A 16,018-nucleotide genomic window follows, 5' to 3' on the forward strand; every position below is an offset into this window, starting at 1 on the left:
AATTCTTTTTACTGCAAACTCTTATATACGGAGTAAGCCTTTCTCGGTCTTCCGCCTCTCTCGTAAGCTTCTCTGATTCCAAAATGCATTTCCTGCAGTGCGCCGCCTACATTGTGCATCTCGCCCGGCTGGTCATACTCTCTTGCCAGGAAGAAAGCTTCGATATAGGGGTTGTTCTTCGCGATGTTGTATGCCTTGGCAATCTGGTCAGCCTGCACATCTTCGTTCGTGGCATTGAAGCCCTGCTCGGAAAGAATCAAGTGTCTTACCTTGCCATTTGGTGCCAAATACTCCGGCTTCTGCAAATAGTCTGTTAAAACATTGATATTCTTCATGTTGATAATCAGAGAATTCTCGCTGTTCGTTGCCTTCGAATCATCCTCGAAGTTCGGATCAGCCAGTCCCTGTGGATAGGGGTGCCAAGCGATACCGTAATCAAGGTCACGAAGTCTGTCATTTAAGAGGCGAAGAAGGTCCTTTGCCTTATAATATCCGCCCGACGGAGATTGCTCTGTCCACACGTAGTCAAACGGAATGTACACATTTGCAGAAGGATTGTTCTGCTTGATAGCGGTGTACCAGATACGGAAAGCATGAGCATACTGGTCAGCATAATTCTCGATGCTACTGTGCGGTGTATAATTCCATGCATTCGGGTAGTTGATTTCGTTTCCGATGATCCAGTTATCAACAGAATCCCTGTATAAAGAAGCAAAACGGTTTGCAAGACGGGTGGTTGCATCGATACCTGCCTGGCTTGTCACGTTAAATCCATAGTAGTTTGCTTCCTGTCCGGTAATGCCTGCCGGAAGAGACTGGGGTTCCGGATTGTTTCTCGGCGTATTCAACATGATTGCCGTTACGCTAACACCGTGCGCCTTCGTGTTACGGAAGTTATCCATGAAGTTCTGCTCAAAATTGGTAAAGTTATAAATGATGTGTTTTACACCAAGATCACTTACAGAGGTGTTATTGAAAAGGGTGTCTCTGGTAGCCAATCCTTTCTTGGAACCGGATTTGGAAAATACGGACTCATTCACTGCAGCAGCCACCTGCTTGGTCTGCACAACTCCATTTTCCGTCCATGCGCCATCTCCGTTTACCTGATATCCATCCGGTGTAGTGGTGCCGGTCAGGATATAGCCGCTATTTTCAAAATAATAGCACTCAGCAACACCGTCACGGTTGCCGTCTACCCAGCTCCATCCATTCTGAAGGTAAGTTCCATTTTCGTTGTCGTACCACCAGCCGATTGCATCCTTCTTCCATGATCCTGCAAAGGCTGTTAAGCTCATTGTCAAAGCCATTCCGGCAACTACGACAGCAGTTAACCATTTTTTCTTCATACTCCACTCCTTATGAATTCGTTTTTTTGTTCCCTATACTATCGACAAGTTTCGGGAATTCCACTAGTCCCTTTTGTCAATCCCGCTTATTATCGCAGATAATCCGTAAAAAAGAAACTTATTTTTTAATTTTCCCATATTTTTATTCGATGTCATGAAAAAATGTCCTGAAAATATTTGCCTTGAAGAATACTTTATTTCGAGAAAGGATTATATTATGCTAAGAGAAATTTAAGCTTTACAATGGTCTGTTACAGCTTAACCAGCCATTGTACGTTCACAGGAAGGAGGCTATTCCATGGACATATACTCCATAAACAAAAGGAAAGAAAAGGATACTCTCTCTTCTAAGAGCCTGCACTTTTCCTTCAATTTCTTTGCTCCTTTTCTGCTCGTTCTCCTGCTTTTCCTCTTTTTCCATGCTTTCCCCCGAAAGAGGGAAGATTATGGTGTTTTCCTGGGAATATCCATGAGTTCCGATACCGGAGGGGAGGGGTTAACTTCCGACGATAAGGAAACCGACCAACTATTATTTCTTGCCAAATATAAGACTGTTATCCTCTCTCCGGGAAGTTTCACTAAAAAAGACCTGCAGTACCTGCATCGGGCAGGTACCAAGGCCTATGCCTACATCAATGTCGGAGCCCTGGAAGAATATGATCCGGAGTACTTACGTTTCAAAAAACTCACCCTTGCCCCATACGAAAATTGGGAGGATGAGTCCTGGGTCGATGTTTCTGATAAGGAATGGCAAAATTATATTACGGAAAAGATTGCGAAAGAGATTGCTGAACTTGGCTTTGACGGCTTCTTCTTAGACAATTTCGATGTCTACTACCTTTTCCCCGAAGAAAAAATTTATCGGGGTTTAGATGCTGTTTTAAGCGGTTTGCAAAAATACAATATGCCGATTATTTTGAATGGAGGAGATTCTTATGTCAGTCGAGCCATAGAAGAGAATGCTACCGATCTCCTCTTTCAGGGCGTGAATCAGGAAGATGTTTTTACCGCCTATCACTTTGATACGAATTCTTCCTCCTTACAAGACAGCGACACGCGGCGCTATTATCAGGACTATCTTGAAAAGGCAAAAAATGCCGGACTATCCGTCTTTATCTTGGAATATAAGGCGGATAAGGAGCTTAGCAAAGAAGTCTCATCCTATTGCAAGGAAAAGCATTTTCAATGGTACAATGCACCGGATATTTTTTTAACCGAAGGAAAAGCATAAAAAAACTACTCCCTATAAAGGAAGAGTTTTTCTCGGAATGACAGGACTTGAACCTGCGGCCTCTTGACCCCCAGTCAAGCGCGCTACCACCTGCGCTACATCCCGCAACATTCTCCAATATACCTTATTCGAATCAGATTTTCAAGTTCTTTTTAAAAAGGGGCCCCTTAAGGCCCCTTTTACTTTCATGCCGATTGCCGTTTGTAAAACCGGCGACAAGTCCTTTAAAGCATCGACAGACTCTTTTTAATGATTCTTATGAATTCGTCGTAGTTTCCGCTTCCGTACTTTCTTCCGCGGTACTCGTTTCCGTGGAGGCCTCTGTCTCCGTAGTGGATTCATTGCTTAAAATCTTCTCTTCCGCCTTGTAGTTGGAAAGATTCTTGCTAACTACCGTCGTTCTCAAGCTGTCCAATGTCTCGAAACCGTCCAAGTAATACTTTGTGGTAAACCATGTACCTACACCGGTATCAATCACAAAGCTGTTGTAAATGGTATTCATATCGTTTACATCCACACTTACCTTACCGTTTCCCTCATCCATAATATTTTCAAATCCGCCTGTTACATAATAGCTGTAATCCTGTACGAAATTGTTTTCCGGAAGGTTGATACGAATGTTCACTTTATATACAGGGTAGAAAACATTATGCTTATACGTGAATGAGTCCTTTGCCGTTAAGAAATAGTATCCCTGATATTCCGCACTGACAAGCTCTACCGTCTCACCTTCTCTTGCAATATCACTCGTAATCAGGTCTTCCACTTCCTTCTTCATACTGTTCAGAAGAGTATCATCTACCTGCGCTCCGGACTGAATATAGGAAAGAAGACCTTCTACGGTATATACCTTCTCGGTTTCCTTAGGTGCTTTACCGGTTTTCTGAATGATCTTATCCAGATATTCCTCAGGCTCCACCTTGACTATCACCTTGTCCCCATTGGAAAGGCCTTCCTGCGGACTCACAGAAAAATAGAATCCCTTAGAACCGTCCATGATCCCGCTTGCTTCCCATTGCGCAAAACCGTCCGGTGCAGTTCCCGTAAATTCCATTTTGAGGTTTTCGAAAGCATCAAAGCTCTCTACCTTTTCCAGGTCTTTTACCGTAAATTCCTTTGCGGAATCCTGAATTTTCACTTTGAACAATTCTTCAATATTGTCTTTATCCAGATTCCACGTTAAATGAACCTTGTCATCATTTTTATACTTGCCGTTTTCTCCGTCCAGTTCCCAAGCGCCGGAAATATAATAGTCGTATAAAAATTCTTCGGCAGTGTAATCATCCAAAATCTCATCGGTCAGACCACTCTTCTTTTTCTTGACTTTGATTTTCTTTTTATAGTCCTTCAAGAAGGCTTCTTCATCAAACTTAACTTCCGCTTCCCCATATCCCTCATATCCGGAAAAATTGACAGATATATACTTATCCAAATCAACCTTTACACGTCTTTGGAAAAAGGCATAGCCAAGGCCAAGTACTAAAAGCATGAACAGAATGACAATCACGATAATCACTGCGGAATGGCTCTTTTTGCCGTCTCCGCCATTTTCTATCGCAGTCTTTTGCTTCTTTGCCGGCTTATACTTATTGACATTTTCTTTGATTCGATCCGCTGCGGAAATTTTCTCTTCCGCCTTCTCCACAACTGTTTCAACTTTCTGCTCAGCCTGTACAGCAGCCTGTTGTACCGCCTGTTTTACTTCAGTCGCAGTCTGTTGCACTACCGGTGCCGCCTGCTCTACCTTTTGTGTTACAGCTTCTTCCACTTTCTCGGCTGTCTCTTTCACAACAGGCACTGCCTGCTCTACCTTTTGTGTTACAGCTTCTTCCACTTTCTCGGCTGTCTCTTTCACAACAGGCACTGCCTGCTCTACCTTTTGTGTTACAGCTTCTTCCACTTTCTCGGCTGTCTCTTTCACAACAGGCACTACCTGCTCCGTCGTATGTTCAAGCTCACCGGCAACAGCTTGCACCGCTTCCGCGGCACTTTGCTCTTGAGCGCTCTCTGAAGCCTTCTCTTCTGTATTCCGAAGCGGCGGTTCAACTCTGAACACAGGCTCAGGCTGTGTTTCCTCCTGCACAGATGTCGCAGGCTCTGCTTGTACGCCTTCCTGTGCGGATGTTTCCTGCCCTACTTGTGTATCTTCCTGCACGGAAGCTGTCGAATCCGCTCCTCCAACCTCGTTCGGAGTCGTATTCACAACTTCATTCTCATTCTTTTCCTCTGCACCCATTCAAGCTTCCTCCTATTCAAATGATGAAACTAACACAAAAATCATATCATTTTAATGTCATTTTTACAATGGATTAAGTTTTCATCACTCCAAGGAATCGTTTCAAGGAAAGAATGACGAAATTTCTTCTTGTTTCATCAAATCAGCCGTTAAGCTTTTTTCTTTTCTCTTCAAACTCCTTCAAAGACGATAACGCTTCTTTACTCAAGGGATACATCACAAGAAGATTAAAAATAGTCATGAGGCCTATTCCGACATCTCCTAAATCCCAAACTACGGTATACTGTGCAAGACCGCCGACAAAGAGCATAAGCAGCGCAAAAATCTTGTAGGCTGTCTGGGAAGCCCAATTGTCCCCAAAAAGATAGGAAACATTGGAACGCGCATAGAACAGAATGCCGAGGAAGGTCGAAAAACTGAATAGCCATAAAATTACGGCAATAAAGATTTTCCCGAAAGCGCCAAAGTGGTAGTTCATTGCCATCTGTAAAATATCCATCCCCTGCAGATCCTTAATCATTCCTTCCGGGGTAAGCAGCATGATAAAGGCGGTACAGGAGCAGAGGATAATGGTATCGATGAACACACCGATTGCCTGAAAAAGTCCCATTTTCACAGGATGATCCGTATCGGCTGCCGCTGCCGCGCAAGGTGCGGAACCCGAACCCGCCTCATTAGAGAAGAGCCCTCTTTTCACACCATTCATAAGCACTGCCGCAAAGCCTCCGGAAACGATTTGTCTGAGTCCGAACGCCTCCGAAAAAATCCGCTCAAAAACATGCGGAAGTGCCGGTAAATGCGTAAGAATCACAAAAACGGTCATGGCAAAATATAAGCCTGCCATAACGGGAACAATCACATCCAGGACACGTGCTGTTGCATTTTTCCGAAGGACAATCACCGCCGCAATAAGTACCAGAAGAATACTGGAAATAAGGGGCTTCACGGAAAAGGCATTTTCAAAGGAGGAAGACACGGAATTCCCGATAACCTGGCTGATTCCCGCCCAGCAAATCAGACCGGAAAGCGCAAAAAGAGCGGCGACAATGCTTTTCTTCTTCGGAACCCCCTCTTCCAGCTTCTCCCCCGGCTTATTATGAAAGAAAAAATCATGAATGTAGTAGGCAGGGCCGCCGCGGAACCCGCCGTAAAGCGAATCCTTTCTCTTATGGAGCTGTGCAAGCGTCGCCTCAACAAAGGCAGTGGAGGAACCGATCAGCGCGGTAATCCACATCCAAAATACTGCACCGGCACCGCCTCCGGAAATTGCCGCAACAACGCCCACAAGATTTCCCATCCCGACTCTCGTTGCCGTAGAAACAATCAGCGTCTGAATGCCGGACAACTTTCCCTTGGAAAGATCGCCCTGCATCTTTGCATCCGGCTTTTCGATGAGCACGGATATCATTTCCCGAAACATGCGAATCGGCAGAAACTTCGTACGAAGGGTATAATAAATCCCGGCAGGAATGAGTAAGAGCACCATGGGAGAAAGCCCCAGGGTACTTCCGCCCGGAAGCGGAATCTTGAGCAAATCCCCCCAGAGAAATCCCGCCATAAATTCGATTACAAAAATGATTCCATTTAATATGCTGTGCATTTCACCCTCCCATTTCCTTGGATTTCGAATAGCTTAACTCTGCCTTTCGCTTTTTCACTTTGACGCTTTTATGCGTCTATGCTTTTATGTACTAAAGTTCTTTTTCAAAAAAGAAAAGCACTCTTGTGCTTTTCCGAGTATAGCGTATCAAAGCAAAGTCTGGCAAGCTGATTCGTAAAGTTTTTTCTCACTATTTCCTTTTATTCGGTCACCTCCGATTCGGTTTCTTCTGAATAAAGATTAACCTAGACTTTCTTCCGGGTAAAGGAATTATAGTTGTTTTTTGTTCCTCAAACGAGATACCGCACGCTTTGCGAGCGATACTCGTTATGAATTATAGCTGTTTTTTCAGCTCCTCAATAAGAGAAATATCCGCAGGAAGCCATTTCAGCGTATTCAACTCTTCCTTCTTAAGCCAACGAGCGTCTGTTGCTTCCACCAATTTGATTTCCCCCGATAAAACGGAGCAAAAATAGCAGTGCATAGTAAGGTGAAATTTCGGATAGTCATAGTCCAGCACCGTACATTTTTCTTCTATATTGATTTCTACTTGCAGCTCTTCCCGAATTTCCCTCCTTAAGGCTTCCTCCAAGCTTTCGCCCGGCTCCACCTTTCCCCCGGGAAACTCCCAATAGCCTTTAAACTCTCCATATCCTTTTTCTGTAGCGAAAATGGTATTCGCTTTCCTAAAAATTGCCGCCACAACCTCTATGTTTTTCATTGTTTTCTCCTTATCCTATTATGATGTATCTGTAAAAGCTTTTAATAAGAATCTTCAAAAGATTAATAAGAATCTTCAAAAGATAGCCTCTTCTTTATATGGTCATTTCCCAGTATAATGCTGTTGCTCTTTTCTTAAAAGGAAAAAGGAGAATTTCCAATTGAATTTTCCAAAAATAAAATTGAATTTTCCAAAAATCCGCTCTTGCACCATAAATGTACTTATGCTATACTCCCGTAGATATTGACAAAAGATGGGTTAGAGTCTGTAGCTTTGTCTATCGGCTTGTTTCCATAAAAAGGATGGTTTTCATGAGAATAGCAAAAATCGCTTTAGTACTTTTATTTGTAATTTTAGGTGTTGCCTTATCTGCCATTATCCTTATGCAGGAGGGAAAGAGTGACGGTTTAGGAGCTTTATCCGGTTCAACCGATACCTATTGGCAGAAAAACAGAGGTCGTTCCGTGGAAGGAAGCTTAGAGAAGTTTACCAAGTACGGAACCGTCGCATTTTTTGCGGTTGCTTTACTTTTGGATATCATTTGGTAAGTCTGTTTTTCCACCGTTTTTTAAGCCTGCAAGTTTTGCAGGCTTTTTCTATTCTATAAAACGAGATACCGCACGCTTTGCGAGCGATACTTGTTATGAACAAGATGTCTCAGGCTTCGCCTGCGCCACTTGTTAAGAAGTAAGGAGCAGCATGCGCGAAGAGCAAAAGATAAAATTAAAGAAAATCATTTTAGACATCGAAAAGGACAGCTCTCTTCCGAAAATGAAGGAGAAAGAGCTGATCCATTTTTTAGGGATTCCCAAAGAAGAAAAAAAAGACTTCACCGCTCTTTTAGAAGAAATGCTAGAAGAAGGGCTACTCTCTTTTTCCGCTAAAGAGGGGCGGCACTCTTCTTTATCTGCTAAACCGGAAGAAAGGGGAAATAGTAAAGCTTCCATGCAAAAAGAGCGGACTCTAAAGGGTGTCTATTCCAAGGCAAAAAAAGGCTTCGGCTTTGTGAGCCTCTCGGAAAAGGAGCTCGATGACATTTATATCCCGAAGGGTTCGGAAGGAAATGCCATGGACGGGGACACTGTACAGATCCTTATCACAAAGGAAAAGCAGGTTGATTCCAGTGCCGAGGGAAAAATCGTAAAAGTCATGAAACGTGCCGTAACGGAGGTGCTCGGACTTGTGAAGGAAAGGCGTGAAGGGCTCTTCCTCTTTCCGGACAATCCAAAGCTCCCTTCTCCCTTCTATATTCAGCCGGGAAAGGCCGGCGGAGCCCTTCCGGGGGATAAGGTCATGGCAAAAATCCTCTCCTACGGCGGAGTGCAAAAGGAGGAAAAAAGGGGAAGCCGGGGACGTTCTCCTATTCCCTGCGGAAAGAGGAGTCCCCTCCTCTCCTATCCCGTCTGCGGTGTCACGGAGGTGCTCGGTGCAAGTACGGAGCCCGGTGTAGATGTGCTCTCCGTCATTCGTGCATTTTCTCTTCCCGAGGACTTTCCGGAGGAGGTAAAAGCCGAGGCTGCAGCGATTCCAATGGAAGTGCCGGAGTCTATCCTGAATTCGAAGGCAAGAAGAGATTTCCGTGCGCTCACTACTATTACCATTGACGGAGAAGATGCCAAAGACTTGGACGATGCCATCTCATTGGAATATTTTCCGGAAAAGAAACTTTACCGCCTCTATGTGCATATCGCGGATGTCACGGAATATGTGAAGGAAGGCTCTTCCCTGGATTTGGAGGCCTTAGAGCGCGGAACCTCCGTGTATCTAACGGACAGAGTGATTCCCATGCTTCCGCGAGAACTTTCCAACGGCATTTGCTCTCTGCATGAGGGCGTGGATCGTCTGACCCTCTCCTGTATCATGGACTATAACGAAAAAGGGGAACAGCTCTCCCATGAAATCTGCCCGGGAATCATTTGCTCCGATAAAAGAATGAGCTATACGGGCGTGACGGCAGTTTTGGAAAAAGAGTCAGGCACAGCTTCTTTAGGTGCAGAGAATAGCGCTTCCGTAGCTTCTTTAGATATGGGAAAGAGAAACGAAGAAACTGCAGAGGACTATTCCTCCTATCTCCCCTTTAAGGACTTGCTTCTTCATATGAGGGAGCTTTCCCGTCTGCTTCGTCATAAGCGCGTAGAGCGTGGCGGGCTGGACTTTGATTTTCCGGAGTCCAAGATTATTTTCAATGAAAAAGGGCAGATTGCCGAAATTCGCTCCGTGATCCGCGAAGAATCCCATAAAATTATCGAGGATTTCATGCTTGCAGCAAATGAGACCGTCGCGGAGGAATATTACTGGAGGGATATTCCCTTCCTCTACCGTGTGCACGAGCGACCGGACTTTGACAAATGGCAGGAGCTTTCACGGATTCTTTCGAATTTCTCCATTCTCCTACGCGCGAAAGATCCGGACAGCATCCGTCCGAAGGCTTTACAGGGGATTTTGGAGACGATTAAGGGAAAGGAAGAAGAAATGATGCTCAGTAATCTCATTCTCCGCTCCTTAAAACAGGCAAAATACAGCGTGGAATGCGGAGAGCATTTCGGACTTGCCAGTAAATATTACACCCACTTCACCTCTCCGATCAGGCGTTATCCCGACCTCCAGATTCACAGAATCATTAAGGAGAACCTGTTTTCTCAGGAAAATGCGAAGCGCTACGCCCACTACGGTCGTATTTTACCCGACGTAGCCATGCAGAGTTCCCTTCGCGAACGCCGAGCAGATGAGGCGGAGCGGGATTGCATGAAGTTGAAGAAGTGCCAGTACATGAAGAACTTCCTCGGGGAAAGTTTTCCCGGGACCATTTCCGGTCTTACGGAGTACGGCATTTATGTCACTTTGGAAAATGGAATCGAAGGCATGATTCCGCTTCGCATGCTGAATGACGACTATTTTGTTTTTATAGAGAAAGAACTGATAACGAGAGGCGAGCGAAGCGGAAAAACCTTCCGTATCGGTGACAGCATGTCCGTCCTGGTGTATGCTGTAGATACCTTGAGCCGGACTATCGACTTTGTGCCGGCCCCGGAATTACCGGAAGAATAAAGCCGAATTACAGAAAGGAAATATAAATGGGAGACAGCATTAAGCAAATCGCAAACAACAAAAAGGCTTTCCATGATTTTTTCGTGGAGGAAAGTCTGGAATGCGGCATTCAGCTTTTCGGAACGGAAGTCAAATCTCTCCGCCTCGGACAGGCTTCCATTAAGGAGTCCTTCTGTCAGATTCGAAATGGGGAGTGTTTCATTGTTGGCATGCACATTAACCCCTATGAGCGGGGAAATATTTTCAATAAAGATCCGCTTAGAGATAGAAAGCTTCTCCTCCATAGAAGAGAAATTGACCGCCTGCTCGGAAAAATCAAGGAGCAGGGCTATACTCTTATGCCCCTTCGCCTCTACTTTAAAGGTAGCCTCGTAAAGCTCGATATGGGGCTTTGCCGCGGTAAAAAGATATACGATAAACGGGAGGATATGAAGAAGAAGGCACAAAGAAGGGAGCTCGAGAAGGAATTTAAGAAGGCGAATATTCGCGTGTAAGAAGGATTGCAAAAAGAATATTATGATTCCACATTTTGCAGGCATTGAAGCAGGGGCACGCTCCCGCTAACCTCGCCACGTAGTAGTACTAAGCTTCAAGCATCGCTACTGCTCGCTTTCAGCAAGTACTAACGGGCTCAGATTGCCCCTTGCTTCAATGCCTGCAAAATCGTGAATATGCCATTCCGTATATTCCTCTTGCAATGTTATAAACGCTCAAATTCAACGAAAAGCCATGGAACATTTTGATCCACGGCTTTTTTGCTATGTATTTTAGGAGTACAGTTCTAAAATATCTCTTTCACTTAAGTATAGACCTTTTCCGATATGTTCTTGAGTAAAGCGTTTGGAGGCTCCGGCACTTGCTGAAAACAAAGTAAATGGGCAAAAAGATTATCCCACAGTTTCATAGGTATTAAAGCAAAACACGCTCTCGCTAACTTCGTATTTAATAGATATTGGAACTTTACTCTTTACTTTTGTATTGTAGAGCAAAAAATAAAATTGCCATAGATAGTAATACCACAGATAAAGGTAATGCCCTGGCCATTAAGGCTTCTGCAATATAATCGCCGAACACACATATCTTAACTAGATACATCGTGATAAGTAAAAAAGCTATCAACAAACAGTATTTACAAATAAAAAAAATCTGTCTCATAACTCCCCCTGTAATCTCCAGAAAAACGACGAATAACCGGCGCTTTAAACTCCGGCTTTCTTTATGTGTTGTAGAATTGCAGATTTAAAATAACCATTCACTAAAATATAGACCTCCTCCGATATGTTCTTGAGTAAAGCGTTTGGAGGCTCCGGCACTTGCAGAAAATATGGGCAAAAAGATTATCCCACAGTTTCATAGGTATTAAAGCAAGGGGCAATCTGAGCCCGTTAGTACTTGCTGAAAGCGAGTCGAAGCGAAGCTTGAAGCTTAGTACTACTACGAAAGGACAAACTTTTCATCAGAAAAGTTGTCCTGTACAAGACCAACTTCTGAAGGAAGTTGCTTTGCGAAGCAAAGTGAGCAATGGGCTACCAAACCCATGCTCAGTCAGGCGAGGTTAGCGAGAGCGTGCCCCTGCTGCAATACCTATGAACCGTGGGATAAAATTACATATCCCTTAACTTCACCCCTATTTTCTCCAGTGCATTAAGTAACTCCTCTCTCACCTTATTGATTTCCTCTTCACTTAAGGTGTGGTCTTTTGCTCTTAAGCTGACATTGTAGGAGAGGGACTTAAAGCCGGCAAGAACCTGCGCGCCTTCGTAGATGTCGAAGAGTTCCACCTTCTCAAGGAGCGGGGATGTCGCTTTCCGAATCGCGTCTTCCACTTCGCCGGCAGTCACATTAAGCGGTACAAGGAGGGAGAAGTCATGAGACACTGCCGGGAACTTGGCAACCGGCGTATACTTTTTGTGATCTCCCGCCAAGGGATATACTTCCTCTAAATCAAGTACCGCCACATAGGCTCTTTCCTTCAAATCAAAGTTCTTTAAGACATCCGGATGAATCTCTCCCATTGTTCCGAGTACTTTTCCTTCATAGAGGATATTGGCCTTTCTGCCCGGATGGTAGTAGGGTTTTTCACAGTTTCCGTCGTAGCGGAAACGACCGTTTAGACCGCAGTGTGTGAGGAGCTCTTCGATTTCTCCTTTCAGGCTAAAGAAATCACCCTCTCCGATAAAACCGAGAGTCAGAGTCATGCGCTCGTCCGGAAGCTCAGTCAGGGGCAGGCTCTTCGGAATATAGAGCTTTGCCATTTCAAAGAGCTTTACATCTTTATTTTTATGACGATTATTTAAGCTCAGTGCCTGCAACATTCCCGGAACAGAGCTGGTACGCATTACGGAGAAGTCCTCTCCCAAGGGATTGGAAATCATAATCTGCTGCCACTCGGAAGCATTTTCCGGAAGAAGTAACTTCTCATAGACCTTCTTCGACTCAAAGGAATAGAAATAGCTTTCGTTATAACCGAGTGCCTCGGCCAAGTGGCGAAGACTGCGATTCAAAGCCAGATTCGGGTGCATTCCCCCTACGGTACTAGATAGAGGAAGAGTACTCGGAATCTTGTCATATCCATAGTATCGAGCCACTTCTTCCGCAATATCCGCCATTCTCTCGAGGTCCTGTCGGAAAGTCGGAATCACAAGCTCCAGACTGTCTCCCTTCACCTCAGTTTGAATCTCCAAAGGTAACAGATAAGCCTTCATTTCCTCTCCGCTTAAATGAAGCCCCAATAAATTGTTGATTTCGGAAATGGATACGGATAAATGCTTCTCTTCCTTCTTCACCGGATAGCAATCTACCATGCCGCCTACCACTTCTCCGCAGTGGAGCTCTTCAATCAAGGTGCAGGCTCTGTCCATGGCCATTTCGCAAAGATTCGGATCCAAGCCTTTTTCAAAATAAGAGGAAGCATCGGTACGAAGTCCCAGCTTTCTTCCGGAAAGACGGATATTGGTGCCGTTAAAACAAGCGGCTTCCAGCACCACATTTTTTACCTTATCGGTAATCATGGAATTCTCTCCGCCCATGATGCCGCCGAGGGCAATGGTCTTCTCTCCATCCTTGATGCACAAAATAGAGGAGTCGAGCTCATGTTCCACGCCGTCCAAGGTCACGAACTTTTCCTTATCTTCGGCACGTTCTATGCGAATTTTCTGTCCGCTGATGTCTTCGTAGTCAAAGGCATGCATGGGCTGTCCGAGTTCCAGCATCACATAGTTTGTGATATCTACAAAATTATTGATTGGGCGAATGCCTGCAGTCCGGAGACGAATCTGCATCCAGGAGGGAGACGGCGCAAAACGCACATTTTTAATAAGACGTGCAGTATAACGACTGCAAAGCTCGCTGTCCTTTAATTCCACAGTGAGGTAGTCGGAGAGCTTCTCTTCGTTCCCCACCTTCTTGATTTCCGGAAAATGAAATGCCTGTCCGAAGGCTGCTGCCGCTTCTCTTGCCAGTCCCACTACGGAGAAGCAGTCCACACGGTTCGAGGTAATTTCATACTCGTGCAGAATATCCCGAAATCCGAGGAGTGCCGGAGCATCTTCTCCCACAGGTGTTCCTTCAGGGAAAATGTAAATGCCTCTTTCCGGTGCTTCCGGGAAGAAGTTCCGGTCACTTCCGAGCTCCTCGATAGAGCACATCATCCCGAAAGATTCCACACCGCGTAGCTTTCCGTTATGAATGCTTACGCCTCCCTCCGGGCGCTTTCCTTCATGATCAACCTTTACCTTACCGCCGTCTAAAACAACCGGCACTACCTGCCCCTCTTTTACATTAGGAGCCCCCGTTACAATCTGCAAAGTCTCTTTTCCAATATCCACTTGGCAGATTAAGAGGTGGTCGGAATCCTCGTGCTTCTTCACGGAAAGAATCTTTCCTGTCACAATCTTCTCCAGATTTTCCCCGAGGTCTTCCATGGTTTCCACTTTATTGCCGACCAGGGTCATTCTGTCTCCGAAGTCTTTTCCCGATGCGGAAAGCCCCGGAACATATGCTTTTAACCAATTCATGGATGTATTCATCTTAATCCCCCTTAAAACTGCTCTAAGAAGCGCAGATCATTTTCATAAAGCAAACGCATATCATCGATTTCATACTTCAGAAGTGCAATACGCTCAAGACCTACACCGAAGGCGAAACCGCTGTACTCGTTCGGGTCGATCCCGCAGGATTCCAGCACCTTCGGATGCACCATGCCGCAGCCTAAAATCTCAATCCAGCCTTCTCCCTTACAGAAACGGCATCCCTTACCCTTACACTTAAAGCAGGAAACATCCACTTCTGCGGAAGGCTCCGTAAAGGGGAAGTGGTGCGGACGAAGCTTCGTCTTCGTATCCTGTCCGAAGAGCTCCTTGGCAAAGAGGTCCAGCGTGCCCTTTAAATCTGAAAAATGGATATTTTTATCAATGACCAAGCCCTCCACCTGATGGAAGGAAGGGGAATGGGTCGCATCCACTGCGTCGGAACGGAACACTCTTCCCGGGCAAATCATGCGAAGTGGCGGCTTGTGGGTTTCCATATATCTGGCCTGCACGGAGGAGGTCTGGGTTCTTAAAAGAATATTGCTATTGATATAGAAGGTATCCTGTTCATCCCTTGCAGGGTGTCCTTTCGGAATATTCAGTTTTTCAAAGTTATAACTGTCGTACTCTACCTCGGGGCCTTCCACAACTTCATAGCCCATGCCGATAAAGATTTTCTCCACCTCTTCCAGAGCAAGGGTATTCGGATGCGCATGTCCATAACGAATCTTCTTTCCGGGAAGTGTCACATCAATCGTTTCCGCAGAAAGGCGGGCATCCTGTAAGGCGCGTTCCAGCTCTGCCGCACGCTCCTTAATCTCCTTCTCGATTTTCTGAGAAACTTCATTTACCAGCTGTCCGAAAGCCGGCCTTTCCTCGGCACTTAAGTCCTTTAAAGCCTTCTTCGCCTCCGCAAGCTCGCCCTTTTTCCCTAAAAAATGGGTACGAATTTCATTGATGGAATTCATATCCATGGCAGAGCGCAAACGCTCTTCCGCCGCCTTTCCGATTTCCTCGAGATTGAATGTGTTCATTTTTCCTCCCTTTATCTTAAATTAATAATTTTCCTTTACGGAATCGTCAGCGCTTCGCGCTTTTGCGATTCCTACGCCTCGGCTTTTTTCTTTTCTTTTTCCTTTACGGAATCGTCAGCGCTCCGCGCTTCTTCGATTCCTACGCCTCGGCTTTTTTCTTTTCTTTTTCCTTTACGGAATCGTCAGCGCTCCGCGCTTCTTCGATTCCTACGCCTCGGCTTTTTTCTTTTCTTTTTCCTTTACGGAATCGTCAGCGCTCCGCGCTTCTTCGATTCCTGCCTGCATTCGCACTCTCGAGACTATCGTCTCTTCGTGCTCATGCAGGGGCGTGCCATCAAGTCCTATCCCCTTTTGCAAACCGGTTTGCAACGGGGATAGGGACTTATGGCACTGTAAAACAAAATCCCCGTCTGCAAATGCAGACAGGGACGAATGTTCGCGGTACCACCCTGATTCCTGAATTTCTTTCAGGCTCTCTTTATGCTTAACGCAGTCTCACGGTTTTTCCTACTCTCCTTGAATTTCAAAAAAACTGCTCTGGTGGGAATATTCCAAAAAGCGCTTGGGAAGAACTTGCAGCCTGTGATTCTTCTCTCTATGCTAAGCGGACTCCTTTTGTACTGTGCACCTTCATCGCATTTCCCCCGAAGTATATTGAATACGAGCGGAAAAGTCAAGTTCTATGTTTTTATTCCCGGCTCTTGCATTGCAAAAAAGAAACCGATAAAATATTGTCTGTTTTTTTGCGAGAGTTAATCAAGGAGAGATACCCTC

At 45.2% G+C, this 16,018-nt stretch carries 10 protein-coding genes, 1 tRNA gene and 1 other annotated feature; of the genes, 4 read left to right on the plus strand and 7 right to left on the minus strand.

All coding sequences use genetic code 11. The features are described from left to right. Nucleotides 1-8: 8 nt before the first annotated feature. Nucleotides 9-1,346 (minus strand): DUF5722 domain-containing protein, encoded by a 1,338-nt coding sequence (locus HMPREF9624_RS05500; RefSeq protein WP_009536894.1) that lies wholly within the window; start codon nucleotides 1,344-1,346, stop codon nucleotides 9-11. Nucleotides 1,347-1,644: 298 nt separating this feature from the next. Between HMPREF9624_RS05500 and HMPREF9624_RS05505 the strand changes: the two genes are divergently transcribed. Continuing rightward, complete coding sequence (locus HMPREF9624_RS05505) at nucleotides 1,645-2,577, plus strand: endo alpha-1,4 polygalactosaminidase (RefSeq protein ID WP_009536895.1); 933 nt, start codon at nucleotides 1,645-1,647, stop codon at nucleotides 2,575-2,577. Between the two features lie 32 nt (nucleotides 2,578-2,609). Here the strand turns inward: HMPREF9624_RS05505 and HMPREF9624_RS05510 are convergent. From HMPREF9624_RS05510 to HMPREF9624_RS05525, 4 genes are all read right to left on the minus strand, one after another. Next, nucleotides 2,610-2,682 (minus strand) — tRNA-Pro (locus tag HMPREF9624_RS05510). A 151-nt stretch (nucleotides 2,683-2,833) separates the two neighbouring features. Beyond that, complete coding sequence (locus HMPREF9624_RS05515) at nucleotides 2,834-4,813, minus strand: hypothetical protein (protein WP_009536896.1); 1,980 nt, start codon at nucleotides 4,811-4,813, stop codon at nucleotides 2,834-2,836. Nucleotides 4,814-4,955: 142 nt separating this feature from the next. Continuing rightward, a complete protein-coding gene (locus HMPREF9624_RS05520) occupies nucleotides 4,956-6,413 on the minus strand; it encodes an alanine/glycine:cation symporter family protein (RefSeq protein ID WP_009536897.1) in 1,458 nt (485 codons plus the stop codon). Between the two features lie 334 nt (nucleotides 6,414-6,747). Further along, the gene (locus tag HMPREF9624_RS05525; protein ID WP_009536898.1) at nucleotides 6,748-7,134 is read right to left on the minus strand and encodes a (deoxy)nucleoside triphosphate pyrophosphohydrolase; all 387 of its coding nucleotides are present in this window, start codon (nucleotides 7,132-7,134) and stop codon (nucleotides 6,748-6,750) included. Between the two features lie 311 nt (nucleotides 7,135-7,445). On the opposite strand from HMPREF9624_RS05525, the gene secG reads away from it, so the two are divergent. The 3 genes from secG to smpB all read left to right on the plus strand — a co-directional run bounded on the left by secG (nucleotide 7,446) and on the right by smpB (nucleotide 10,676). Continuing rightward, a complete protein-coding gene (gene secG / locus HMPREF9624_RS05530; RefSeq protein WP_009428141.1) occupies nucleotides 7,446-7,682 on the plus strand; it encodes a preprotein translocase subunit SecG in 237 nt (78 codons plus the stop codon). Nucleotides 7,683-7,833: 151 nt separating this feature from the next. After that, nucleotides 7,834-10,182, plus strand: coding sequence for a ribonuclease R family protein (locus HMPREF9624_RS05535; RefSeq protein WP_009536899.1), 2,349 nt, complete (start codon nucleotides 7,834-7,836; stop codon nucleotides 10,180-10,182). Between the two features lie 26 nt (nucleotides 10,183-10,208). Continuing rightward, nucleotides 10,209-10,676 (plus strand): SsrA-binding protein SmpB, encoded by a 468-nt coding sequence (gene smpB, locus HMPREF9624_RS05540; protein ID WP_009429612.1) that lies wholly within the window; start codon nucleotides 10,209-10,211, stop codon nucleotides 10,674-10,676. Between the two features lie 1,110 nt (nucleotides 10,677-11,786). Here the strand turns inward: smpB and pheT are convergent. Together pheT and pheS are read right to left on the minus strand one after the other, a co-directional pair. Further along, the gene (gene pheT / locus HMPREF9624_RS05550) at nucleotides 11,787-14,210 is read right to left on the minus strand and encodes a phenylalanine--tRNA ligase subunit beta (protein ID WP_009536901.1); all 2,424 of its coding nucleotides are present in this window, start codon (nucleotides 14,208-14,210) and stop codon (nucleotides 11,787-11,789) included. An 11-nt stretch (nucleotides 14,211-14,221) separates the two neighbouring features. Next, complete coding sequence (gene pheS / locus HMPREF9624_RS05555; RefSeq protein WP_009536902.1) at nucleotides 14,222-15,244, minus strand: phenylalanine--tRNA ligase subunit alpha; 1,023 nt, start codon at nucleotides 15,242-15,244, stop codon at nucleotides 14,222-14,224. A 421-nt stretch (nucleotides 15,245-15,665) separates the two neighbouring features. Continuing rightward, nucleotides 15,666-15,887, minus strand: a binding site (T-box leader). Between the last annotated feature and the right edge of the window lie 131 nt (nucleotides 15,888-16,018).

The organism is Oribacterium asaccharolyticum ACB7 (genome assembly GCF_000238075.1).
In the GTDB taxonomy this organism is placed as follows: domain Bacteria; phylum Bacillota; class Clostridia; order Lachnospirales; family Lachnospiraceae; genus Oribacterium; species Oribacterium asaccharolyticum.

Excerpts from the sequence above, each read along its gene's own strand:
- HMPREF9624_RS05500 (WP_009536894.1), bottom strand. The coding sequence starts at position 1,346 with ATGAAGAAAAAATGGTTAACTGCTGTCGTAGTTGCCGGAATGGCTTTG.
- HMPREF9624_RS05505 (WP_009536895.1), top strand. The coding sequence starts at position 1,645 with ATGGACATATACTCCATAAACAAAAGGAAAGAAAAGGATACTCTCTCT.
- HMPREF9624_RS05515 (WP_009536896.1), bottom strand. The coding sequence starts at position 4,813 with ATGGGTGCAGAGGAAAAGAATGAGAATGAAGTTGTGAATACGACTCCG.
- HMPREF9624_RS05520 (WP_009536897.1), bottom strand. The coding sequence starts at position 6,413 with ATGCACAGCATATTAAATGGAATCATTTTTGTAATCGAATTTATGGCG.
- HMPREF9624_RS05525 (WP_009536898.1), bottom strand. The coding sequence starts at position 7,134 with ATGAAAAACATAGAGGTTGTGGCGGCAATTTTTAGGAAAGCGAATACC.
- secG (WP_009428141.1), top strand. The coding sequence starts at position 7,446 with ATGAGAATAGCAAAAATCGCTTTAGTACTTTTATTTGTAATTTTAGGT.
- HMPREF9624_RS05535 (WP_009536899.1), top strand. The coding sequence starts at position 7,834 with ATGCGCGAAGAGCAAAAGATAAAATTAAAGAAAATCATTTTAGACATC.
- smpB (WP_009429612.1), top strand. The coding sequence starts at position 10,209 with ATGGGAGACAGCATTAAGCAAATCGCAAACAACAAAAAGGCTTTCCAT.
- pheT (WP_009536901.1), bottom strand. The coding sequence starts at position 14,210 with ATGAATACATCCATGAATTGGTTAAAAGCATATGTTCCGGGGCTTTCC.
- pheS (WP_009536902.1), bottom strand. The coding sequence starts at position 15,244 with ATGAACACATTCAATCTCGAGGAAATCGGAAAGGCGGCGGAAGAGCGT.